19 protein-coding genes and 1 tRNA gene are annotated in these 22,331 nt (G+C 68.8%); 9 read left to right on the top strand and 11 right to left on the bottom strand.

Annotation, left to right across the window (positions count from 1 at the left end):
• Nucleotides 1-3: 3 nt before the first annotated feature.
• The 4 genes from BCL67_RS03790 to BCL67_RS03775 all read right to left on the bottom strand — a co-directional run bounded on the left by BCL67_RS03790 (nt 4) and on the right by BCL67_RS03775 (nt 3,723).
• Complete coding sequence (locus tag BCL67_RS03790) at nt 4-723, bottom strand: 3-oxoacid CoA-transferase subunit B (RefSeq protein WP_106122116.1); 720 nt, start codon at nt 721-723, stop codon at nt 4-6.
• Nucleotides 720-1,409: a 3-oxoacid CoA-transferase subunit A gene (locus tag BCL67_RS03785; protein WP_106122115.1), complete on the bottom strand. Its 690-nt coding sequence runs from the start codon at nt 1,407-1,409 to the stop codon at nt 720-722. The genes BCL67_RS03790 and BCL67_RS03785 overlap by 4 nt, the downstream gene beginning before the upstream one ends.
• A gap of 71 nt (nt 1,410-1,480) precedes the next feature.
• A complete protein-coding gene (locus tag BCL67_RS03780) occupies nt 1,481-2,677 on the bottom strand; it encodes a thiolase family protein (protein WP_106122114.1) in 1,197 nt (398 codons plus the stop codon).
• 215 nt (nt 2,678-2,892) lie between these two features.
• Complete coding sequence (locus BCL67_RS03775) at nt 2,893-3,723, bottom strand: IclR family transcriptional regulator domain-containing protein (protein ID WP_106122113.1); 831 nt, start codon at nt 3,721-3,723, stop codon at nt 2,893-2,895.
• Nucleotides 3,724-3,786: 63 nt separating this feature from the next.
• Between BCL67_RS03775 and BCL67_RS03770 the strand changes: the two genes are divergently transcribed.
• Entirely contained in the window at nt 3,787-5,574 is a 1,788-nt protein-coding gene (locus BCL67_RS03770) for a bifunctional sugar phosphate isomerase/epimerase/4-hydroxyphenylpyruvate dioxygenase family protein (protein WP_106122112.1), read from the top strand.
• 123 nt (nt 5,575-5,697) lie between these two features.
• Nucleotides 5,698-7,179 carry a sodium/glutamate symporter gene (locus BCL67_RS03765; protein WP_106122111.1) on the top strand — a complete coding sequence of 494 codons (1,482 nt, stop codon included), beginning with the start codon at nt 5,698-5,700 and terminating at the stop codon, nt 7,177-7,179.
• 12 nt (nt 7,180-7,191) lie between these two features.
• Here BCL67_RS03765 and BCL67_RS03760 read toward each other — a convergent pair whose 3' ends face one another.
• Complete coding sequence (locus tag BCL67_RS03760) at nt 7,192-8,673, bottom strand: dihydrolipoyl dehydrogenase family protein (RefSeq protein WP_106122110.1); 1,482 nt, start codon at nt 8,671-8,673, stop codon at nt 7,192-7,194.
• Nucleotides 8,674-8,927: 254 nt separating this feature from the next.
• Between BCL67_RS03760 and BCL67_RS03755 the strand changes: the two genes are divergently transcribed.
• The 6 genes from BCL67_RS03755 to BCL67_RS03730 all read left to right on the top strand — a co-directional run bounded on the left by BCL67_RS03755 (nt 8,928) and on the right by BCL67_RS03730 (nt 14,366).
• Complete coding sequence (locus tag BCL67_RS03755; RefSeq protein WP_106122109.1) at nt 8,928-9,467, top strand: TRAP transporter small permease; 540 nt, start codon at nt 8,928-8,930, stop codon at nt 9,465-9,467.
• Nucleotides 9,464-10,738 (top strand): TRAP transporter large permease, encoded by a 1,275-nt coding sequence (locus tag BCL67_RS03750; RefSeq protein WP_106122108.1) that lies wholly within the window; start codon nt 9,464-9,466, stop codon nt 10,736-10,738. The genes BCL67_RS03755 and BCL67_RS03750 overlap by 4 nt, the downstream gene beginning before the upstream one ends.
• Nucleotides 10,735-11,637 (top strand): shikimate dehydrogenase, encoded by a 903-nt coding sequence (locus BCL67_RS03745; RefSeq protein WP_106122107.1) that lies wholly within the window; start codon nt 10,735-10,737, stop codon nt 11,635-11,637. Before BCL67_RS03750 ends, BCL67_RS03745 begins: the two co-directional genes overlap by 4 nt.
• A 14-nt stretch (nt 11,638-11,651) precedes the next feature.
• Nucleotides 11,652-12,680 (top strand): DctP family TRAP transporter solute-binding subunit, encoded by a 1,029-nt coding sequence (locus BCL67_RS03740; protein ID WP_181255873.1) that lies wholly within the window; start codon nt 11,652-11,654, stop codon nt 12,678-12,680.
• Between the two features lie 10 nt (nt 12,681-12,690).
• Nucleotides 12,691-13,662, top strand: a complete 972-nt coding sequence (locus BCL67_RS03735) for a phosphotriesterase family protein (RefSeq protein WP_106122105.1) — start codon at nt 12,691-12,693, stop codon at nt 13,660-13,662.
• Between the two features lie 62 nt (nt 13,663-13,724).
• Entirely contained in the window at nt 13,725-14,366 is a 642-nt protein-coding gene (locus tag BCL67_RS03730; RefSeq protein WP_258174730.1) for a TetR/AcrR family transcriptional regulator, read from the top strand.
• A gap of 117 nt (nt 14,367-14,483) precedes the next feature.
• On the opposite strand, the gene BCL67_RS03725 is transcribed toward BCL67_RS03730, so the two are convergent.
• From BCL67_RS03725 to BCL67_RS03715, 3 genes are all read right to left on the bottom strand, one after another.
• Nucleotides 14,484-15,464 (bottom strand): ribose-phosphate diphosphokinase, encoded by a 981-nt coding sequence (locus tag BCL67_RS03725; RefSeq protein ID WP_106122103.1) that lies wholly within the window; start codon nt 15,462-15,464, stop codon nt 14,484-14,486.
• A 56-nt stretch (nt 15,465-15,520) separates the two neighbouring features.
• Nucleotides 15,521-17,005 carry a bifunctional UDP-N-acetylglucosamine diphosphorylase/glucosamine-1-phosphate N-acetyltransferase GlmU gene (glmU, locus tag BCL67_RS03720; RefSeq protein WP_106122102.1) on the bottom strand — a complete coding sequence of 495 codons (1,485 nt, stop codon included), beginning with the start codon at nt 17,003-17,005 and terminating at the stop codon, nt 15,521-15,523.
• 68 nt (nt 17,006-17,073) lie between these two features.
• A tRNA-Gln gene (locus BCL67_RS03715) sits at nt 17,074-17,145 on the bottom strand.
• Nucleotides 17,146-17,332: 187 nt separating this feature from the next.
• Here BCL67_RS03715 and BCL67_RS03710 point away from each other — a divergent pair.
• Nucleotides 17,333-19,201 (top strand): ABC-F family ATP-binding cassette domain-containing protein, encoded by a 1,869-nt coding sequence (locus BCL67_RS03710; protein ID WP_219886389.1) that lies wholly within the window; start codon nt 17,333-17,335, stop codon nt 19,199-19,201.
• Nucleotides 19,202-19,247: 46 nt separating this feature from the next.
• On the opposite strand, the gene BCL67_RS03705 is transcribed toward BCL67_RS03710, so the two are convergent.
• Genes BCL67_RS03705 through BCL67_RS03695 form a run of 3 tightly spaced genes read right to left on the bottom strand, consistent with a single transcriptional unit; the run spans nt 19,248 to nt 22,261 of the window.
• Nucleotides 19,248-20,237 carry a 4-(cytidine 5'-diphospho)-2-C-methyl-D-erythritol kinase gene (locus BCL67_RS03705; protein ID WP_106122100.1) on the bottom strand — a complete coding sequence of 330 codons (990 nt, stop codon included), beginning with the start codon at nt 20,235-20,237 and terminating at the stop codon, nt 19,248-19,250.
• A 9-nt stretch (nt 20,238-20,246) separates the two neighbouring features.
• Nucleotides 20,247-21,293 carry a 16S rRNA (adenine(1518)-N(6)/adenine(1519)-N(6))-dimethyltransferase RsmA gene (gene rsmA, locus BCL67_RS03700; protein WP_106122099.1) on the bottom strand — a complete coding sequence of 349 codons (1,047 nt, stop codon included), beginning with the start codon at nt 21,291-21,293 and terminating at the stop codon, nt 20,247-20,249.
• Nucleotides 21,290-22,261 (bottom strand): TatD family hydrolase, encoded by a 972-nt coding sequence (locus tag BCL67_RS03695; protein WP_374955623.1) that lies wholly within the window; start codon nt 22,259-22,261, stop codon nt 21,290-21,292. Before BCL67_RS03695 ends, rsmA begins: the two co-directional genes overlap by 4 nt.
• Nucleotides 22,262-22,331 lie beyond the last annotated feature (70 nt).

The raw sequence follows: 22,331 nt of genomic DNA, 5'->3' as shown, positions 1-22,331 counted from the left end.
TGCCTAGCCGGCGATCACCACGGGGAAGTCGAACCGCTTGACGAGGTCCTCGGGGGCGATGCCGTAGGCCTCGCGCAGCACCAGCCGGGGTCCGTCCTCGTGCGTCTCGATCAGGAACACCCCGTGGTCGGTGTACACCCGGCTCACGCAGCCCAGCCCGGTGACCGGGTAGGTGCAGTCGGCGACGATCTTCGGCGTCCCGTCCTTGGCGAAGAGCGACATCATCACGAACACCTCCTTGGCGCCGATGGCGAGATCCATGGCGCCGCCGACGGCAGGGATGGCGTCGGGGGCCCCGGTGGACCAGTTCGCCAGGTCGCCGCCGGCCGAGACCTGAAAGGCGCCCAGGACGCAGACGTCGAGGTGTCCGCCGCGCATCATCGCGAAGGAGTCGGCGTGGTGGAAGTAGCTGGCTCCCGGAAGTTCGGTGACCGGGATCTTGCCCGCGTTGATCAGTTCTTCGTCGATGTCATCACCGTGCGCCTGCGGTCCCATGCCGAGCATGCCGTTCTCGGTGTGCAGGGTGACCTGCTGCTCGGGCGTCAGGTAGTCCGAGACCTTGGTGGGCTGGCCGATGCCCAGGTTCACGTAGGACCCCGGCGCGATGTCGGCGGCGACGAGCTTCGCGAGGTCTTCACGCGAGAGCGGCTGGCCGGGCTGGGGCGCGTCGTCGGGCTGGGCGGAATGGCTGGTCTGGCTTGCGGGGCTGGTCTGGCTGCTCATGCTGCTTCCACTTCCTGTGTCTCGCGCGGGGTCAGGGCGGTCACGGTGTCGACATAGATCCCCGGGGTGACCACGTTCTCCGGGTCCAGCGAGCCGCGGGGGACCAGCTTCGCGACCTGCACCACGGTGTGCGCGGCGGCGGCGGCCATCACCGGGCCGAAGTTCCGCGCCGTCTTGCGGTAGACCAGATTGCCGGCGTCGTCCGCGGCCAACGCCTTGATCAGCGCGACATCGCCGCGGATCGGGTGCTCGAGCACGTAGTTCCGCCCGTCGATCTCGCGGGTCTCCTTGCCCTCGGCGAGGCTCGTGCCGTAGCCGGTGGGGGTGAAGAAGGCGCCGATGCCGGCTCCGGCGGCGCGCAGCCGCTCGGCGAGGTTGCCCTGCGGGACGAGTTCCAGCTCGAGCTCCCCGGCGCGGTAGGCCGCGTCGAAGTGCCAGGAGTCGGACTGCCGCGGGAAGGAGCAGATCACCTTGCGCACTCGGCGCTCCTTGATCAGCAGGGCGAGACCGCGATCTCCCTGGCCGGCGTTGTTGCTCACCACGGTGAGGTCGGTGGTGCCGGATTCCAGGAGCGCATCGATGAGCTCCATGGGCTGCCCGGCGTTGCCGAATCCGCCGAGCAGGACGGTGGACCCGTCGCGGACGCTGGCCACCGCCTCGGCGGCGGTGTCTACAAATTCAGTCATCGGTTCATCCCTCGTGGTTCTGGGTGGTCTGGACGGGCGGGTCGGCGGGGTGGGCTGGACGGTGACGGGGATCAGTTCGCGTTCTCGAGGACCACGGCGAGGCCCTGGCCGACGCCGATGCACAGCGTGGCCACGCCCCAGCGTTCGCCGCCGCGCTGCATCCGCTTCGCCAGCGTCGCCAGCACCCGGGTGCCGGAGGCCCCGAGCGGATGGCCGATGGCGATCGCGCCGCCCCAGGCGTTGATGATCTCCGGGTCGATGTCCCAGGCATCCAGGCAGGCCAGGGACTGTGCGGCGAAGGCCTCGTTGAGCTCCACGGCGCCGACCTCGCCCCAGCCGATCCCGGCGCGCTTGAGCGCCTTGTTGCTGGCCTCCACGGGGGCGTAGCCGAAGTACTGCGGCTCATTCGCCGCGGCGGCCCAGCCGGCGATCCGCACCTGCGGGGTCAGACCCAGCTGCTCGCCGCCGGCGGCGGAGCCGAGCCAGACGGCGGAGGCGCCGTCGTTCATCGGAGAGGCGTTGCCTGCGGTGACGGTGCCGTTCTCGCGGCGGAACACGGTCCGCAGCCCGGCGAGCTTCTCCGCCGTGACACCGCCCCGGATGGTCTCATCGGTGGTCAGGTCCACGCCGGGCACCGCCACGGTGAGGTCGGTGAGGTGTCCCTCGGCCCAGGCGCGGGCGGCGAGCTCGTGGGAGCGGGCGGCGAACGCGTCCATCCGTTCCCGGTCGATGCCGTGGCGTTCGCGCAGCTGCTCGGTGGCCTCACCGAGGGAGACCGTCCATTCGGCGGGCATGCGTTCGTTGATCAGGCGCCAGCCCAGCGTGGAGTTGACCAGCTCGAGGTTGGTCATCGGGAAGGGGCGTTCGGTCTTGGGCAGCACCCAGGGTGCTCGCGACATGGACTCCACGCCGCCGGCGAGGATCACGTCGGTCTCGCCCAGCGCGATCTGCCGGGCACCGGAGATGGCCGCGTCCAGCGAGGAGCCGCAGAGCCGGTTGATCGTGGTGGCAGGCACGCTCACCGGCAGCCTGCCGAGCAGCCAGGCCATCCGCGCCACATTGCGGTTCTCCTCACCGGCGCCGTTGGCGTTGCCGAAGATCACCTCACCGACGATCTCCCCGACGTTCTCCGGGGTCAGCCCCGGGGCCTGCTCCACGAGGGTCGAGATGACCAGCTCGGCCAGATCATCGGGACGCTGCCCGGCCAGGGCACCGCCGACCTTGCCGAAGGGGGTGCGCAGACCCTGATAGACGAAGACATCCTGCATTGCGGCTCCCTGCTCACGATCTTGTGCGCGTCGGCCTTCACCAGGCCGCATGTTCGCTATGCAAACATCTGTGCGCTATGTGGCATGAGCATAGTCTGCTCGGCCCGGCATTTCCAGGGGTGACGGCCGTTGAGCCTCAAACCCCCGGACCCCGGAGACCCCTGAGCTCGGTGACCCGGGACCTCAGAGACCCGGGACCTCAGAGACCCTGAATCTCAGAGGCCCTGCGGCACGGTGAGTCGCTGGACTTCATCGCCGAGGGAGCGGATGAGGTCCTCCACCGCTGCGGCGCAGCGCCGCAGATCCGGCAGCGTCCGGTCCAGGGATTCCTGCGCGGTCTCCCTGCCGGCCGAGAGCGAGGTGTTCAACGCGAGCACGGTGTTTCCGTCCGCGTCGCGGACCGGGACCGCCACCGAGCGCAGGCCCTCCTCCAGCTCCTCATCCACGAGTGCATAGCCCTCGGTCCGAACGCTGGCGATGATCTCCCGCAGCCGACCCGGATCGGTGACGGTGTGCGCGGTATAGGCCCGGCGGTCTGCGGTGCGCAGACGCTCCTCGAGCGCCTCCTCCCCCAGGCCGGCGAACAGCACCCGCCCCATGGAGGTCGCCAGTGCCGGCAGCTTGGTGCCCAGTCCGAGGTCGATCCGCATGATCCGGCGGGTGTGCACCCGGCAGACGTACATCACCTCATCGCCGAGCAGCAGTGCGGCCGAACAGGATTCGGTCAGCTTCGCGGAGAGCTCGCCGAGTGAGGGCTGCAGCAGCTCGTGCCAGCCGCGCCCGGACCAATAGCCCTGCCCCAGGCCCAACACCTTCGGGGTCAGCTCGAAGAATCGACCGTCTGCATACGCGTACCCCTCCTGGACCAGGGTGAGCAGCATGCGGCGGGCGGTGGCCCGGCTGACGCCGGCGCGCCGGGCGACATCGGAGAGCGTCTGCTTCGGCTCCGTGGCCGTGAAGGACTCGAGGACCCGCAGCCCGGTGGAGAGCGATCGGACGAACTCGTTGCGATTGACGCCGGGCGCTCCGGGGGGCTCCTGATCCATGCTCTGATCCTATCCATCCTCTCAGCACTGACCAGCGAATGTAATGTTTGGTACATTGCCGCTATGCGCACCTCAATCGCCACCGTCTGCCTCTCCGGAAGCCTCACCGACAAACTCCAGGCCTGCGCCGATGCAGGGTTCGACGGCGTCGAGATCATGGACACCGACCTCACGGTCTCCTATGAATCCCCCGAGGAGATCCGGGCACTGTGCCAGCGCCTGGGGCTGCGCATCGATCTCTTTCAGCCCTTCCGGGACTTCGAGGGCGTCAGCGAGGAGCTCCTGGCGGAGAACCTGCGCCGCGCCGAGGCGAAGTTCCAGCTGATGAACCGACTGGGCGCCGACACCATCCTGGTCTGCAGCAACGCCGGCACCGCAACCGTCGACGACGACGCCGTCGCCGCTCGGCAGCTGGGCGCGCTGGCCGATCTCGCCGCCGGCTACGGCATCCGGATCGCCTATGAGGCCCTGGCCTGGGGACGCTACGTCAACGACTACCGCCACGCCTGGCGGCTGGTGCAGCTAGCGGACCGCCCGAACCTGGGCACCTGCCTGGACAGCTTCCACATCCTGGCCCGCGGGCACGACCCGGCGGAGATCGAGACCATCGACGGGGAGAAGATCTTCTTCATCCAGCTCGCGGACGCCCCCCAGCTGGACATGGACGTCCTCTCCTGGAGCCGGCACCACCGACTGTTCCCCGGAGAGGGCTCCTTCGACCTCAGCGGATTCCTGACCCATGTGCTCAAGGCCGGGTACACCGGCCCGCTCTCGCTGGAGGTCTTCAACGACACCTTCCGGCAGACCGACGTCACCAGCACCGCCGCCCACGCGCGCCGGTCGCTCACCTGGCTGGCGGACCGCGCCTCGGCGTCGAACGGGTGGAGCACCGATCGGCTCCCCTCCGCACAGAGCCCGCGCAGCGTGGACTTCGTGGAGATCACCGGCTCCGACCTCGGCACCGCCGATGAGACCCTCAACCAGCTCGGCTTCACCTTCCGCGGCAAGCATCGGACCAAACAGGTGCGGCTCTGGACCATGGGCTCGACCCGGATCATCCTCAATGAGCAGAGCCAGCAGCCCGATCCGCACCTCTCCGCGATCGGGCTGCTGGCCGACGACGCCGGCCAGGCCCTCGCCCGCGGAGCCGCACTCGGGGCTCCGGTGGTCTTCCGCCGGACCTATGCCGGCGACCATGAGCTGCGCGCCCTCGGCGCCCCGGACGGGACGGTCATCTACTTCAGCGACTCCCCCGCCGAAGACACCTGGGTCACCGAGTTCGAAGGCGGTCAGCCCGCGCATGACTCGACCCACGCGGTGGACCACATCAACCTCTCCTACCGCTGGCACGAGTTCGAGGAGACGGTGCTCTTCTTCCACAGCGTGCTGGGCCTGCAGGCCCAGACTCCGGAGAACGTGCCCAGCCCGCAGGGCCTGGTGCGCAGCCAGGTGATGCGCACGGCCGACGCCACGGTGCGGCTGCCGCTGAACCTGGCCCCGCCCACCGCCCCGCTGCCCCCGCGTCACATCGCGGTGACCTGCACGGACATCGTGGAACTGGCGGGCCGGGCCCAGGAGCGCGGACTGCGCTTCCTCTCCATCCCGGACAACTACTACGCGGATCTCCACGCGCGCTTCGGACTGGACACCGACTATCTCGCGCAGCTCAAACGGCTGAACCTGCTCTACGACCGCGACGCCGACGGCGAGTTCATCCACTTCTACACCCCGACCATCGGCGGGCTCTTCCTGGAGATGGTCCAGCGCGTGGGGACCTATGACGGCTACGGCGCCGCCAACGCGCCGGTCCGCCTGGCGGCCCAGCGCCGGCAGCCGCGGCGCACTCACTGAGGACCGGGCCCCGGCCCCTCGACCGGGCGGCCTCCCCCGCACTCGCCAGCGCGCACGATCTGTGATGTGCTTCTTCCCAAGTCACGACCGCCTCCGGCGGTCCAATTCGGAGAGGGGCATCCGATGAGTCCAGAAGTAGTCGGGTTCGCGATCGTGCTGCTGGCAGCGGTGATGCTGATCGGCAAGTACGCCAGGGTCAAGGTGCGTTTCCTCCAGAAGCTCCTGCTGCCCAGCGCGATCATCGCCGGGTTCATCGGACTCATCCTCGGCCCCCAGGTCATCGGGCGCCTCGGCGAGCCGCTCGGCTGGGCGTGGTTGGAAGACGGCGGAGTGTTCACCCAGGGGATCTACGACGTCTGGGGCGAGCTGCCGGGCCTGCTGATCTCGGTGGTCTTCGCGACCCTGTTCCTGGGATCACGGATTCCGTCCCCGGTCCGCGTCGCCAAGCTCGTCGGCCCGCAGCTCTCGATCGGTGTCGCCTACGGCTCGGGCCAGTACGTGGTCGGCATCGTGCTGGGACTGCTGGTGCTCTCCCCGCTGCTCGGGGTCGACCCGGTCTTCGGCGCGCTGCTGGAGATCGCCTTCGAAGGCGGTCACGGCACCGCCGCCGGCATGGAGCCAGCCTTCGATGACATGGGCATCCCCGAGGCCACAGACCTCGCCCTGGCCATGGCCACCGTCGGCCTGGTCTTCGGCATCATCATCGGCATCTCCGTCATCAACTGGGGAGTGCGCACCGGTCGCACCCGGGTGATCAAAGACGTCTCCAAGCAGTCCAAGGCCGAGCTGCGCGGACTCTACAACGACAACGAGAACGTCTCCACCGGTCGGATGACCTCGCGACCCAGCTCGATCGAGCCGCTCACGCTGCACGTGGCAGTGGTGGGACTGGCCATCATCATCGGTTGGCTGATCCTGGAAGGGCTGGTCTGGATCGAGGACCAGCTGTGGGGTCAGCCCGGATCGCCGCTGTCCGAGGAAGGCCTCACCCTCCTGGGCTATGTGCCGCTGTTCCCGCTGGCCATGATCGGCGGCGTGATCATCCAGGTGATCCTGGATCGCACCGGCAACACCAACCTGCTGGACCACGAGACGATGAAGCGCATCCAGGGCCTGGCGCTGGACATCTTGATCGTCGCCGCGCTGGCGACCATCTCGCTCGACGCGATCGCCGCCTACTGGGAGACCTTCCTGATCCTCTCGATCGCCGGGATCATCTTCTGCACCACGGTCCTGCTGGTCTTCACCCCGCGGATCATCCCGGAATACTGGCTGGAGCGCGGCATCGCGGACTTCGGCCAGTCGATGGGCGTCACGGCCACCGGCCTGGTCCTGCTGCGGGTGGCCGATCCCTACGACGAGTCCCCCGCCCTGGAGGCCTTCGGCTATAAGCAGCTGTTCTTCGAGCCGTTCTTCGGCGGTGGACTGATCACGGCACTGGCGATCCCGATCATGGTCGCCACCGGCAACGTCTACATCGTCCTGATCCCGATGATCATCCTCTTCGTCGGCTCCCTGGTGGTGGGCCATCTCTACTTCCGCGGAGTGCGCTCGGGCCGGTGGCCGGACCCCTCCGTGGAGGCGGCCAAGACTCAGCAGGGGTGAGCCGGCAACAGCTCAGCTCAACCCGTTGAGGGTCTGCTCTCCGGGGCGGCCGTAGGTCTCCAGCAGGCGCAGCCAGATCTCGTTGATCGTGGGGTAGGCCGGCACCGCGTGCCAGAGCCGGTCCAGCGGCACCTCGGCGCTGACCGCGATGGTCGCGGCGTGCAGCAGCTCTGCGACGTCGGGGCCCACGAAGGTCATGCCGAGGACCACACGTCGATCCTCGTCGACCACCATGCGCGCCTGGCCTGTGTAGCCGTCGGCATGCAGGGCTGAGCCGGCGACGTCGCCCAGCGCGTAGTCGACCACCCGGATCCGGTGCCCCGCCTCGCGCGCCGCGGACGCGATGAGCCCGACCGAGGCCACCTCGGGATCGGTGAAGGTCACCTGGGGCACCGCGGCGTGATCCGCCGTGGCGACATGTGCACCCCAGGGCGAGTCATCGATCCTCCGGCCCTGGGCGCGCGCGGCGATCACATCTCCGGCGGCCCGCGCCTGATACTTCCCCTGGTGGGTCAGCAGCGCCCGGTGGGTGACGTCCCCGACGGCGTAGAGCCAGTCGAACCCGAGGACCCGCAGGGTGTCATCGGTGTCGATCCAGGTGCCCGGCTCCAGACCGATGCTCTCGAGACCGAGGTCGGCCGTGCGTGGGGCGCGGCCAGTGGCGGCGAGCACCTCCTCGACCAGCAGCGGGTCACCCTCCTCGGTCTCGATCCTGACTCCTTCGGCTGAGCGGGAGACCCGCTGGGGAGAGGTGTTCAGCCGCAGGGACACGCCTTGGGCCTGGAGCGCCTCCGCCACGAGCTCGCCCGCGAAGGGCTCCATCCCGCCGAGCAGCCCGCTGCGCGCCAGCAGGGTGACCTCGGCGCCGAAGGCCGCGTAGGCGGTGGCGAGCTCTGCGGCCACCACGCCTCCGCCGATGATCGCGAGGCTGCGCGGAACGATCTGCACGCTGGTGCCCTCACGGCTGGTCCAGGGATGTGATTCATGCAGCCCTTCCACCTCCGGGATGGCCGCGGCGGAGCCGGTGGCGATGGTCACGGCGTGACGGGCGGTGAGCGTGGTGGTGCTCCCATCGGCTGCGGTGACGGTGACCTCTTTGGGTCCGTTTATCCTGCCGTGGCCGCGCACCAGCGCGATTCCGGCATCCTCGAGCCAGCGGGCCTGCCCCGCATCCTTCCATCCGCTGGTGAAGGAGTCACGGCGGGCCAGCACCGCCGCGACATCGAGCTCCCCGGTGACGGCCTGGGCGGCGCCGTCGACGCTGCGGGCGGCCCGCAGCGCCTGGGTCGAACGCAGCAGCGCCTTCGACGGCATGCAGGCCCAGTAGGAGCATTCCCCGCCGACGAGCTCCGCCTCCACGAGCACCACGCTCAGTCCACCCTGCACCGCGCGACCGGCCGCGTTCTCTCCCACCGCCCCGCCCCCGATGACGATCACATCGAAGGTCTGCTCCTGCTGGACCTGCTGGTCTGGTGCCTGCGCGGCGGATTCCATGGCTGCTCCTGAAGGTCTGGTGAGGCTGGGGGCCTGCTGAGATCGGCTGTCTGCTGAGACTGGTCCAGCCTCCGCGGGCGCTCGGTCCACAGGATGTCACTGTGCCCGCTGTCGGCGTCAACACCCGATCGCTCCGGGGTATTCGTCGCTCGCCGGCTCGGCGCCTGCTGTGACCTTTGACACCTAATGTACGAACCGGTACGTTTGTTCCAGTCGATGTGGCACACGCCACTTTCCATGACCAAAGGAACCCCGTGACCGACATCAGGAAACCTCTGAGCCGCCGAGTGGTGGACGTGCTCACGCGCATCGAGCTCGGCTTCGCGGGCGTGATGCTTCTCGTGATCCTCGTCCTGGTCTTCACCCAGGCAGCCCAGCGCTACACCTCGTTCGAAGGCGTCGCCTGGACCGGCGAGATCTCCCGCTTCGGGCTGGCGTGGATGACCTTCTCCGTGGCCGGCGTGCTGATCACCCTGCGCGGACACATCGCCCTCGAGGTGGTGGACACCCTGCCCGCTCCGCGGCTGATCCGCGTCGTGCAGGTGGCCTCGCTGGTCATCGTCGCGATCATCGCCATCGGCCTGACCATGGAGGCCTGGGGCCTGGTCCAGACCCAGGGGGCGCTGCGCTCCCCCGTGCTGGGGATGCCCATGTCGTGGGTCTACATCCCGGTGCTCACCGGCATGGTCAGCACCATCATCCGTTCACTGTTCGCCGCCTTCATGATCGCCAAGCACGGCCCGATCCTGCCGGCAGCTGAACTGACACCCGACATCGTGGAGGACCACGCGTGACACTCATCCTGCTGGGCGTCGCCATCGCCCTCCTGCTCATCATCCGGGTGCCGGTGGCCTTCGCCTTCCTCGGCCCCTCGCTGGTCTACATGCTCATGGACGGTCAGTCCTCCGGCACCAGCCTGCGCCAGGTCACCAATGCCGTGCAGAGCTTCCCGCTGCTCGCGGTGCCGCTCTTCGTCTTCCTCGGCAGCCTGGCCAACCACGCCGGGCTCGCCGATCGGCTCTTCCGCTTCGCCATGGCCTCCATGGCGAAGATCCGCGGCAACCTCGGGTACGTCTCCGTCGGTGCGAGCGTCGGCTTCTCCTGGATGAGCGGCTCCGCCATCGCCGATGCCGCGGCTCTGGGCAAGGTGCAGATCCCGGCCATGCTGCGCAACGGCTACACCCGCCGCTTCGCCACCGGCCTCTCCGCCGCCTCCTCGCTGATCGCCCCGGTGATGCCGCCGAGCATCCCCGCGGTCATCTACGCCGGCCTTGCCGCGGCATCCACCGGAGCGCTCTTCGCGGCCTCCGTGGTGCCTGCGCTGCTGATGGCCGTCGGTCTCTGCGTCGTGGTCTGGATCCTGGTCCGGCGCAACCCGAACCTCAAGGCCGGCCACTTCGATCGCCGAGAGCTCATCTCCTCCACCAAGGGCGTGCTGCTTCCCGCGGTCACCCCGGTCATCATCCTCGGTGGCATCCTGGGCGGATTCTTCACGCCCACCGAAGCCGCCGCCGTCGCCGTCTTCTGGGTGCTGCTGATCTCGCTGGTGCAGCGTTCGCTGTCCTTCAAGGGGTTCATCACCTCGATTCGCGAGACGGTCATCACCACCGGCGGCATCATGCTGATCGTGGCATCGGCTGCGCTGCTGGGCCACATCATGGCGCTGGAGCGGCTGCCGCAGCTGCTCACCGAGACCCTCCTCGGGATCACGGACAGCCCGCTGGTCTTCCTGCTGCTGGTCGCGCTGCTCATGCTGATCCTGGGCACGGTCATCGATGCCACCGCGATCCTGGTCCTGGTGGTCCCGATCCTGCTGCCAATCGCCCTGCAGTACCAGATCGACCCGATCGTGCTGGGCGTGGTCCTGATCCTCTCGCTCATGCTCGGCCTGCTCACCCCGCCGGTGGGCACCGCCCTGTTCGTCACCGCCGCGGTCTCGAACACCCGGGTGGGCGAGGTGTTCAAGGGCTCGCTGCCCTTCGCCGTACCCACGGTGGTCGTGCTGCTGCTGGTGATCATCTTCCCGGACGCGCTGATGTTCTTCCCGGAGGTGCTCGGACTGTGAGCGCACCAGAGACCGGACGCAGCATCCTGGCCGGGCTGATCGGCCACGGCGTCGGACCGTCGCTGACCCCGCCGATGCATGAGCTGGAGGGCATCCGGCACGGGATGCGCTACATCTACCGCAGCATCGAGTTCGCCGGCGGGGAGGATTCCCTGGACGAGCTGGGCCAGCTGCTCGCGATGGCGCAGCGGCTGGGCTTCAACGGACTCAACATCACCTTCCCGGCGAAGCAGAACATCATGCCGCTGCTCGACGAGCTCGGGCCCTCCGCCGCGATGATCGGCGCGGTGAACACCGTGGTGTTCGACGACGGCGCCGCCATCGGGCACAACACCGATGTCACCGGCTTCAAGGCGTCGATCGACGACGCCCTGGCGCAGACCCGGTGCGGGCACGTGGTGCTCGTGGGATCCGGGGGCGCCGGATCGGCCGTGGCCCACGCCCTGGTCATGCGCGGCGTGGAGAGCCTGCAGGTGGTGGACGTGGATGCGCAGAAGTCCGCCGCCCTCGCGGCGAGCGTGCACGCCGCTCACGGGTTCAGCATCGGCCAGGCCACCCCGGCGCAGCTGCCGGAGCTGCTGGCCCGCGCCGACGGCGTGGTGAATGCCACCCCGTTCGGCATGGCGCACCACCCCGGCACCCCGTTCGACCCTGACCTGCTGCTACCGCGGCACTGGGTGGCCGACGTCGTCTACCGTCCGGTGGACACTGCGCTGCTCCTCGCAGCGCAGAAGCGCGGCTGCCTCACCGTCTCGGGGCTCGGCATGGCCATGCACCAGGCCGCCGACGCCTTCGAGATCTTCACCGGCGAGACCGCGAACCGGTCCTCGATGCTCAATGACCTCAATGCCCTGATAACCGCTGAATCACTCCCCCCGCGTGCAGCGTTGCACCGATGAAAGGAACACCCATCATGTTCAAGTCCAAGAAGACCCTCAGCAAGGCAGCCGTGCTCGCCGCGGTTCCGATCCTGGCCCTCACGGCCTGCGGCGGCAGCGCCGACGGCGGCGGCGATGCTGCCGCCGACGGCGAGTCCCTCGAGCTGACCCTGGCGCACAGCTACAACGAGGATCAGCCTCAGGCGCTCTGCGGCGCCGATGTGATCAAGGAAGAGGTCGAGGCCGCCGACGTCGGACTGACCATCGAGATCTACGGCGCCAGCCAGCTCGGCGGCGACGCCGACCGCATCGCCTCGGTGGCATCGGGCGACGTGGACATCGACATCCAGGGCGCGTCGGCACTGGGCGGGGTCTACGAGCCGATCAGCGTGCTCGACGCGGCCTACGCCTTCGACGACGCCGACCACCTCGCCCGCTTCATGGAGAGCGAAGAGGGCATGGCGCTGATCGAGTCCTTCGCCGAGGAGGCCGGGATCCAGACCCTGGGCGCATGGTCCGCCGGTGCCCGCCACTTCACCTCCAACGAGCCGATCAGCTCGCCCGAGGACCTCGAAGGCATGCAGATCCGCTTCCCCGGTTCACCGCAGTTCCTGATGAACGCTGACGCCATGGGCGCGAACGCGGTGGAGGTCGCCTACGAGGAGCTCTACCTCTCGCTGCAGCAGGGCGCAGTGGACGGCCAGGAGAACCCGATCACCAACATCGAGTCGGAGAACCTCAACGAGGTCCAGGACTACCTGAACCTCACCTCCCACCAGCTCAACACCAACCTGGTGATCATGTCTGAGCGGTGGAACGAGCTCGACGAGGAGCAGCAGGAGGCGCTGAGCAGCGCGGTCGAGACTGCCGTGACCGAGGTGACCGACTGCGTCGCCACCGATGAGGAGGAGACCCTGGCCGAGTGGCAGGAGGGCTCCGACTGGGAGGTCAACGACGATGTCGATGTCGCCGCGTTCCAGGAGCAGACCGTGAGCAACCTCGAAGACGCCCTCGAGGGCGAGTCCCTGGAGGCCTTCGAGGCCATCCGCGGCACCAGCGAGTGATTCGATCTCTATGTCCAGCATGATCCCCACGCTGACCGGGGAGGTGTCCGGCGCGCAGCTGGGCACCACTCTGGTCCACGAGCACCTCATCGTCGGCGACCCCCAGCTGGATCGGGATCTCCCGCATCCGGAATGGGATGCCGAGGCCGTGATGGCCGCGGCGGAGGCGCAGCTGCAGGGACTCAGCCAGCTGGGCGTAGAGACGATCGTGGACCTCACCGTCCCCGGTCTCGGACGAGACGTGCGGCGGGTCGCTGAACTGGCCCGCCGCACCTCGGTCCGCATCCTGGCGGCCACGGGCTGGTACACCAGCGACGTGCTGCCGCACTTCTTCCATCTCAACGGCCCGGGTCGACTGGTCGAGGGCCCCGATCCGCTGCTGCGGCTGTTCCTGGGCGACATCCAGACCGGCATCGCCGGCACCGAGCTGCGGGCGGCGATCATCAAGGTCTGCTCGGACAAGGCCGGGATCACCGACGACGTCGCCCAGGTCTTCACCGCGGCGGCCCAGGCGCACCGGATCACCGGCGTTCCGATCACCACCCACTCGGATCCGAGCTCGCGCGGAGGCCTCGACCAGCAGCGGCTGCTCGGGCGCCTCGGCGTGGATCTGACCCGGGTGGTGATCGGCCACAGCGGAGACTCCACCGATCTGGAGTACCTCAAGGAGCTCGCCCGGGCAGGGTCCTTCCTCGGCTTCGACCGCTTCGGGATGCGCCACACCGGTTCCGACGAGGACCGGATCAGGATGCTGCTGGCCCTGCTGGAGCTCGGCTTCGAAGACCAGCTGCTGCTCTCCCACGACGCGGCGGTCTTCAGCCGGATCACTCCGCCCTCCTGGCGTGCGGTGCACGCCCCGCACTGGCGGATGGATCACCTGCATCGACGCATCCTGCCCCGGCTGCGGGCGCAGGGGATGGACTCTGCCCTGGAGCATCGACTGATGGTGGAGAATCCACGCAGGATGCTGACAGGAGCATGAGCGACTGCAGGCCTGGCGGTGAAGCATCTGATACTGTCGCGGCTGAGCCAGAGGAGAATCCAGTGACGCAGACGCCCGCCCGACAGCGAGACGCCGTGCGCACCCGCGCAGAGGTCCTGGCGGTGGCCACCGAGGCCTTCGCCGACGATGGGTATTCCGGCGCCAGGATCGATGAGATCGCGCGCCGCACCCGCACCACCAAGCGGATGATCTACTACTACTTCGGCGGCAAGGAGAAGCTCTATCTTGCGGTGCTGGAGAACGCCTACCGCGGCATCCGCAAGGCCGAGCAGTCACTGCACGTCGACGAGATGCAGCCGATCGACGCGCTGCGCCAGCTCGCGGAGCTGACCTATGAGCACCACCTGCGCAACTCCGCCTTCATCAGGCTGGTCTCGATCGAGAACATCCACCGCGGCAAGTTCATCCGGAAGCTGGAGACCCTCGGCGACCTCGGACAGCCGGCCGTGACGATCCTGGACGGGATCATCGCCGAGGGAAAGAAGCAGGGCGCCTTCCGCGAAGAGGTCAACGCGCTGGACCTGCACCTGTTGATCAGCTCCTACTGCGTCTTCCAGGTCGCGAACCGCTACACCTTCGGGCACCTCTTCGATCCGGACTTCACCACCGAGGCCCGCCAGGCGCATATGCGTCGGTTCATCGGCGACGTCGTCGTCGCCTGGGCCACCCAGCCCCAGAGCTGATCCCCCTCCCCCACACGCGTTGAGGGGCGGATTCTGCGGGTATCTGACGCCGCTCGAGGCCTCAGATGGTCGCAGAACCCGCCCCTCAACGTGATGACGGTGGGGTGCAGCTGGTGCTTATGCGTGACCGTCGAAGAGCGAGGTCACCGAGCCGTCGGTGAAGACCTCCTTGATCGCGCGAGCCAGGATCGGCGCGATGGAGAGCACCGTGAGCGTCTCGAAGCGCTTGTCCTCGGGGATCGGCAGCGTGTCGGTCACCACGATCTCGCGGGCACCGCAGTTCGCCAGCCGCTCGGCGGCCGGGTCGGAGAACACCGCGTGGGTCGCCGCGATGATGACATCCTTGGCGCCGGCGTCCTTGAGCACCTGCACGGCGCCGGAGATGGTGCCGCCGGTGTCGATCATGTCGTCGATGAGCACGCAGGTGCGACCCTCGACCTGACCCACGACCTGCTTGGAGACGGCCTTATTGGGCTGGGTGACGTCGCGGGTCTTGTGCACGAAGGCCAGCGGCGCACCTCCCAGGCGCTCCGCCCACTGCTCGGCGACGCGGACGCGACCGGTGTCCGGGGAGACCACGGTGACCTCGTCCTCGGCGACGCGACCACGGATGTGATCAGCCAGCAGCGGCACCGCGAAGAGGTGGTCCACCGGACCGTCGAAGAAGCCCTGGATCTGCGCCGTGTGCAGGTCCACGCTCATGATCCGATCCGCGCCGGCAGCCTTGTAGAGGTCAGCGACCAGTCGCGCCGAGATCGGTTCACGGCCTCGACCCTTCTTGTCCTGACGCGCATAGGGATAGAAGGGCGAGACCACGGTGATCCGCTTGGCCGAGGCCCGCTTCATCGAGTCGACCATGATGAGCTGTTCCATGAGCCAGTTGTTCATCGGCGCCGGGTGGGACTGCAGCAGGAAGATGTCCTTGCCGCGGACCGACTCCGAGGACCGGACGTAGATCTCGCCGTTGGCGAAGTCGTAGGCGCTGATCGGCAGCAGCTCGGTGCCGAGCTCCTTGGCGATCGCCTCGGCCAGCTCCGGGTGCGCGCGCCCGGATGCCAGCACCAGGGTCTTTTCCCCGCTCAGCCTGATTTCGTCCATGGGTGTTGTTGCCTCTCGCCGGCGTTGCTGGTGTGGGTGGGTGAAGTAGGTGGTCTCTAGCCGGCGTCGTGCCGGGTGCTGCCGGCGTCGGGCCGGGTGGCCTGCGCGGCGTCGGCTGCTGCGGATCCGGGGCGTTTGGCCTGGACCCAGCCCTCGGCGTTGCGCTGCGGGGCGATGGAGAGCGCCATTGCTCCGGCGGGCACGTCCTTGCGCACCACGGCGCCCGCGCCGGTGTAGGCGCCGTCGCCCACCGAGACGGGGGCGACGAAGACCGTGTTCGAGCTGGTCCGCACGTGGGAGCCGATCTGCGTCCGGTGCTTGTTCACACCGTCGTAGTTGGCGGTGATGTTGCCGCAGCCGATGTTGGTGAACTCGCCGATGGTGGCATCCCCCGCGTAGCCCAGGTGGCTGAGCTTGCTGCCGCGTCCGATGTCCACGTTCTTGGTCTCGTAGAAGGCGCCGATCTTGCCCTCGTCGCCCAGCACGGTGCCCGGGCGGATGTACGTGTACGGTCCCACGCTGGCGCCGGCGCCGATCTGGGCTCCGGAGCCGTGGACCCGGGTCAGCGTGGCGGCCTCCCCGACGATCACGTCGGTCAGTGTGGTGTCCGGGCCGATGACCGCATTGCGGCTGATGTGGGTGGCGCCGTGGAGCTGGGTCCCGGGCAGGATCGTGGTGTCCTCCTCCAGGGTGACGGTGGCGTCGATCCAGGTGGTGGACGGGTCGATCACGGTGGTGCCGGCACGCATGGCCCGCTCCACGATGCGGCGGTTCATCTCGGCGCCGAGCGCCTGCAGCTGGACCCGGTCATTGGCGCCTTCGACCTGCCAGCGATCTTCGGTGACCACGGCCGAGACCCGTCCGCCCTCGGCGCGGGCGATGGAGAGCACGTCGGTGAGGTACATCTCGCCCTGCGCGTTGTCGGTGGTGACCTGGGCCAGGGCGCGGGTGAGCACGGCGGCGTCGAAGGCGTAGATCCCGGAGTTGATCTCGGTGATGCTGCGCTGCTGCGCGGTGGCGTCCTTATGCTCCACGATCCCGAGCACGTCCTGCGGGTTCTCCTGGCTGCGCAGGATCCGGCCGTAGCCGGCGGCGTCGTCGAGCACCGCGGTCAGCACGGTCACGGCGTTGCGGTCGCGCTCATGGGTGTCGACGAGCTCGGCGAGCATCTGGGTCTGCAGCAGCGGCACATCGCCGTAGGTGACGACGACGGTGCCGGTCTCGGCGGGGGCTCCTGCGGCGGTGAGCGCCTCCAGGGCGCAGGCCACGGCGCGGCCGGTGCCGGGGACCTCATCCTGATCGGCGATCACGGCGCGCGGCTCGAGGGCGGCGATATGCCCGGCGACCTTCTCGCGCTGGTGCCGCACGACGGCGACCAGGTGGTGCGGGTCCAGACCCTTCGCGGCGGCCAGCGCGTGTCCGATCATCGAGACGCCACCCATCGGGTGCATGATCTTCGGCGTGCTGGATTTCATCCGGGTCCCGGCTCCGGCCGCGAGGACGATCACGGCGGTGGGCTGGGTGGGCTGGGCGTTGGTCACGAAGGCTGCTCCTTGACGCGGTTCATGGGACTCCCCAGTGTAGGCAGGCCCGGCGATCTAGATTGCCGTTCCGCCTCTAGGATTCGAACCTAGACTGCACAGCTCCAAAGGCTGGCGTGCTGCCATTACACCAAGGCGGAGTGCGACGGCGGTCCGAGAGTGCTCGGCGCTGCGAACATCCTCATCTCCGGCCACGCGCTGGTCCATCTTCGCATGTGGTGACTCACGAGATGAAACCGCGGGAAACGCGGGATGAAACGCAGGGGCGGCCGTGCGTCGAAACGGCGCGATGAAACCGGGGCGGGACCGTGGCATTACCCTGGATGGGTGGCACATCTTCTCGGGGCCGAGGCCCTACACCTGGAATTCCCTACTCGCACCGTCTTCAACTCGGTGACCATCGGCATCAACGAGGGCGACCGCGTCGGCGTCGTCGGTCGCAACGGTGACGGCAAATCATCGCTGCTGGCCATGCTCACCGGCCGGCTGGAACCCGACTCGGGGCAGGTCACTCGGCGCAAGGGCGTTCAGTTCGGCGTCCTGGACCAGTCCGATGACCTCCTCGACGAGCACACGGTGGGCTATTCGGTGGTGGGTGATGCCGACGACCACGAATGGGCGTCGGATGCGAAGATCCGCGACGTGATCGCCGGACTGGTCTCCGACATCCCCTGGGAGTCGAAGATCTCCGAGCTCTCCGGCGGGCAGCGCCGCCGCGTCGCGCTGGCCAAGCTGCTGGTGGGCGAATGGGACATCATCGCCCTGGATGAGCCGACGAACCACCTCGACGTGGAAGGCATCTCCTGGCTGGCGAACCACCTGAACCGGCGCTGGCCGCGCAGCTCCGGCGGACTGCTGGTGGTCACGCACGACCGCTGGTTCCTCGACGAGATCAGCACCACCACCTGGGAGGTCCACGACGGCATGGTCGAGCCGTTCGACGGCGGCTACGCGGCGTACGTGCTGCAGCGCGTGGAACGTGACCGTCAGGCGGCCACCGTGGAGGCCAAGCGGCAGAACTTGATGAAGAAGGAGCTCGCCTGGCTGCGCCGCGGCGCTCCCGCCCGCAGCACCAAGCCGAAGTTCCGCATCGAGGCGGCCAACGAGCTCATCGCCGACGTGCCTCCCCCGCGCAATCCGATCGAGCTGAAGAAGATGGCCACCGCCCGGCTGGGCAAGGACGTGGTCGACGTCCTCGACGTCTCCATCGCCTTCGGCAGCAAGCCGATCCTCAACGAGGTCACCTGGCGGATCGGCCCGGGCGAGCGCACCGGCATCCTCGGTGCCAACGGCGCCGGGAAGTCCACGCTGCTCAACCTGATCGCCGGGAAGCTCGAGCCCGACGCCGGCCGGGTCAAGCGCGGCAAGACCGTGCGCCTGGCCACCCTGGACCAGCAGTTCTCCCAGCTGGCCGACATCGAGGGTGACCGGGTCCGCGAGGTGCTGGCCCGTGAGAAGACCCAGGTGGTCATCGACGGCAAGGAGCACACCCCGGCGCAGCTGCTGGAGCGCCTCGGCTTCTCCACCGCTCACCTCTCGGCCCGGGTCGGCGAGCTCTCCGGCGGACAACGACGACGTCTGCAGCTGCTCCTGGTGCTGCTCTCCGAGCCCAACGTGATGATCCTCGATGAGCCCACGAACGATCTCGACATCGACATGCTCGCCGCCATGGAGGACCTGCTGGACTCCTGGCCGGGCACGCTGATCGTGGTCTCCCACGACCGGTACCTGCTCGAGCGCGTGACCGATCAGCAGTACGCGATCTTCGACGGTCGGATGCGCCATGTGCCCGGCGGCGTGGAGGAGTACCTCCGACTCAAGGCCGCGCGGGCAAACGGCGCCTCGGCGGAGTCCGCCGGCTCGAGCGCGTCAGGTTCCGGCGGCGCGGGCGGCGGATCCGGCAAGGCCGCGGCAGCGGCACGCCGCGAGGCGAAGAAGTCTGCCTCCACGCCCTCCTCGGGCGCCCCGCAGCTGAGCAGCGCCGAGGAGCGTGAGGTGCGCAAGGAGGTCGGCGCCCTTGAGCGCAAGATGCAGAAGCTGATCACGCAGATCGAGAAGAAGCAGCGTCAGATGACCGATCATGATCCGAGCGACTTCGAAGGCCTGGGCAAGCTCACCGCCGATGTGACCCGGCTGCAGGGCGAGAACGAGAAGCTCGAGGAACGCTGGCTGGAGCTCTCCGAAAAGGTCGGCTGAGGCTGGTCGGACGGCCGCGTCCTTCGGGGTGCGGCCGTCCGACGTCCTAGTGGTTGTCGCGGCTGTTGATCAGCCGTGCCCCGGAGGCCGGACCGGTGACCGGGATGGCCCAGACCTCGGTGCGCTCTTCGAAGCTGGTGCAGAGCCGATGCGCGGCCTCCGCATCCCGGGCGAGGAACACCAGGGTGGGCCCGGAGCCGGACACCATGCCCTGCAGCGCGCCTTCGATCATGCCGACGTCCATCATGTCCTCCAGGGAGGGCAGGCTGGCCACGGCGGGGGCCTGGAGGTCATTGGCCATCAAGGACGCCACCAGCTCGGCGTCAGCGCTGCACACGGCCCGCACGAGGTCCGGGTCCAGTTCCGGCGCCTCGGCCTCCACACCGGCCTCCGCGCGCATCTCATCAAGCTTGGCGTACACGCTGGGCGTGGACAGCCCGGTGTTCGCCGGGACGAGGACCAGGTGCAGCTCTCCACGGGTCAGCAGCGGCGAGAGCTCGTCGCCCACCCCTTGACCCACGGCGGCTCCGCCGAGGATCGCGAAGGGCACGTCGGCCCCGAGCTCGGAGCCGATCTCGGCGAGCTGCTCCTTGGAGAGGCCGGCCTCCCAGAGCGCCGAACAGGCCACCAGGGCGGCGGCGGCATCGGCGGAGCCTCCGCCCATTCCGCCCGCCACAGGGACGTTCTTGGTGATGGTGAGGTCCACCCCGTCGGTGATGCCGAGCCGGGCGCGCAGCTTCGAGGCGGCCTGGTAGACGAGGTTGCGCTCATCGAGCGGGATCGCGGCGGCGACCATCTCCTGGGTCTCCGGGTCCCGGGTCTGGACCTCGGTGAAGGCCGAGCGCTCGGAGAGGCTCACGGTGATCGCGCCGTCGTCGCGGCGCGCGGCGCTGACCTCTTCATAGAGCGAGACCGCGAGGTAGAGCGTGGCGACCTCGTGGTAGCCGTCCTCGCGCAGCGGACCGACCCGCAGACTCACATTGATCTTGCCCGGTGCCACGGCGGTGACATGTCCGAAGAATTCACTTTCGCGCATGCTTCGACCCTACTGGTCGCCACTGACACGCGGGACCGCGTCAGCTGGACCCGAGCCGGCCGCGTCGTCGTGGCCCGCGGGGCCCACCGCGGGGTCCTGCGCTGCGGGGTCGGCTGCGGGCGGGGCGTCGCGCAGGGCCGCGGCGATCGCGGTGAACCCGTGGATGTCGAGGGTCTCGCCGCGGGCGGAGGGGTCCACCCCGGCGGCACGGAGCACGGACTCGGCGCGCGTCGGCGAGCCGGCGATTCCGGCCAGGCAGGCGCGAAGGGTCTTGCGTCGGGTGGCGAAGGCGGCGTCGATCACGGCGAAGACCTCTTCACGGCCGAGCTCGGCGGAGGCCTCGGCGCGCCGGTCGAAGCGGACCAGTCCGGAGGAGATGCGTGGCTCGGGCCAGAACACGCGCTTGCCGACCACGCCGGCCTTGCGCATGTTCGTGTCCCAGGCTGCCTTCACACTGGGGACGCCGTAGATCTTGGAGCCGGGTCCCGCGCAGAGCCGGTCTGCGACCTCCTCCTGGACCATGACCAGGCCCTTCTGCAGCGAGGGCAGGATCTGGAGCAGGTGCAGCACCACCGGGACCGCCACGTTGTAGGGCAGGTTCGCGACCAGGACCGACGGGCCCTCGCCGTCGCCGAAGCCGGCGAAGGATTCGGGGGTGAGCTTCAGCGCGTCCTGCTCCATGACGCGCAGATTGCCTGCACGTTCGGGGCGGAACCGCTGCACCGTATCGGCGAGCTGACCGGCCAGCTTGGGGTCGATCTCCACGGCGCTGACCAGTGCTGATTCGTCCAGCAGGCCCAGGGTGAGCGAGCCCAGCCCCGGTCCGACCTCCAGCACGTGCTCGCTGCCGTCGAGGTCGGCGAGGCTCACGATCCGGCGGATCGTATTGGGATCGATGACGAAGTTCTGCCCCCACTGCTTGGTCGGGCGCACCCCGAGCTGGTCGGCCAGCGCCCGGACATGCGCGGCCGAGAGCAGCTGCGGCGGCGACTGCTGGGCCGGCTCCTGCGCAGAGGCTGGCTGCGGTGATTCTTCCGGTGTCTGCTGATCGCTCATGTCCAGCTCCCATAGGCCTGTGTGGTGTTGAACATGACCTGTTGGCACAGCGAATCCAGGCTGGTGCCGCGCACCTCGGCCATCAGCCGCAGGGTCTGCGGGATCAGATACGGCGCGTTGGGCTGTCCGCGGTAAGGATGTGGAGTCAGGAAGGGAGTGTCGGTCTCCACCAGGATCAGCTGCGGATCCGCGATCGCAAGCGCCTCGCGCAGGGCGCGCGCATTCTTGAAGGTGACCGTGCCGGCGAAGGACATGTACCAGCCGTTGGCGTTGCACAGGCGGGCCAGGTCCGCGTCCCCGGAGAAGCAGTGGAAGACCACCGCGCTGGGCAGGGTGGGCGCGGCATTGAGCACCTCGACCACCTCCGCGTGGGCCTCGCGGTCATGGATCTGCATGGCCAGTCCCCGGTCGACGGCGAGCGCGATGTGATCCTCGAAGCTGCGCCGCTGCGCCGCGATCCCCGCTTCGCCGGTGCGATAGAAGTCCAGACCGGTCTCGCCGATCGCGACGACCTGATCGTGGCGGGCCAGCTCGGTGATCCGGGCGAAGGCGGTCTCGTAGTCGCCCTGGGCGGCGAGCACCGGCGCGTCATTGGGATGCAGGGCGACGGCCGCCTTCAGTGCGGGGTGCTTCGCGGCGGCGTCCACCGAGAACTCCGACGAGGCCACGTCGTAGCCCACGCACAGCGCGCCGACCACACCCACGGCCGCAGCGGCATCCAGGGCCTGCTGCACCGAGACGGTGATCTCCCCGTCCCGGAAGTCCAGATGGGCGTGGTTGTCGATCACCGGGACCGTCAGCGGCTCCGGTGCCGGCGGGTACTGCAGCCGACGCTTCTTCCCGGACTTCTCCTCCGCCTGGTCCCGCGCGGGGGCCTGCTCCACGCCAGGAGCGGCGGTCGGAGCCGGGCGCGCGCCGTCGTCGTCGATCTGTGCCGGACGGTAGGCGGGCGGGGTCTCCCCCGTCACCACGGCGGCGCTGGACTCGGCGTCTGCAGGGATTCGGTGCTGTTGGCTCACGGTGGTCAACTCTATCGCC

It is taken from the genome of Nesterenkonia sandarakina, assembly GCF_003003175.1.
In the GTDB taxonomy this organism is placed as follows: domain Bacteria; phylum Actinomycetota; class Actinomycetes; order Actinomycetales; family Micrococcaceae; genus Nesterenkonia; species Nesterenkonia sandarakina_A.
The sequence above is the reverse complement of the archived record's forward strand: the minus strand, read 5'-3'. Positions and strand labels throughout refer to the sequence as shown.

What these genes read in the sequence shown, in the direction of transcription:
- BCL67_RS03790 (WP_106122116.1), bottom strand. Translation starts at nt 723, where the DNA reads ATGAGCAGCCAGACCAGCCCCGCAAGCCAGACCAGCCATTCCGCCCAG.
- BCL67_RS03785 (WP_106122115.1), bottom strand. Translation starts at nt 1,409, where the DNA reads ATGACTGAATTTGTAGACACCGCCGCCGAGGCGGTGGCCAGCGTCCGC.
- BCL67_RS03780 (WP_106122114.1), bottom strand. Translation starts at nt 2,677, where the DNA reads ATGCAGGATGTCTTCGTCTATCAGGGTCTGCGCACCCCCTTCGGCAAG.
- BCL67_RS03775 (WP_106122113.1), bottom strand. Translation starts at nt 3,723, where the DNA reads ATGGATCAGGAGCCCCCCGGAGCGCCCGGCGTCAATCGCAACGAGTTC.
- BCL67_RS03770 (WP_106122112.1), top strand. Translation starts at nt 3,787, where the DNA reads ATGCGCACCTCAATCGCCACCGTCTGCCTCTCCGGAAGCCTCACCGAC.
- BCL67_RS03765 (WP_106122111.1), top strand. Translation starts at nt 5,698, where the DNA reads ATGAGTCCAGAAGTAGTCGGGTTCGCGATCGTGCTGCTGGCAGCGGTG.
- BCL67_RS03760 (WP_106122110.1), bottom strand. Translation starts at nt 8,673, where the DNA reads ATGGAATCCGCCGCGCAGGCACCAGACCAGCAGGTCCAGCAGGAGCAG.
- BCL67_RS03740 (WP_181255873.1), top strand. Translation starts at nt 11,652, where the DNA reads ATGTTCAAGTCCAAGAAGACCCTCAGCAAGGCAGCCGTGCTCGCCGCG.
- BCL67_RS03735 (WP_106122105.1), top strand. Translation starts at nt 12,691, where the DNA reads ATGTCCAGCATGATCCCCACGCTGACCGGGGAGGTGTCCGGCGCGCAG.
- BCL67_RS03725 (WP_106122103.1), bottom strand. Translation starts at nt 15,464, where the DNA reads ATGGACGAAATCAGGCTGAGCGGGGAAAAGACCCTGGTGCTGGCATCC.
- BCL67_RS03705 (WP_106122100.1), bottom strand. Translation starts at nt 20,237, where the DNA reads ATGCGCGAAAGTGAATTCTTCGGACATGTCACCGCCGTGGCACCGGGC.
- rsmA (WP_106122099.1), bottom strand. Translation starts at nt 21,293, where the DNA reads ATGAGCGATCAGCAGACACCGGAAGAATCACCGCAGCCAGCCTCTGCG.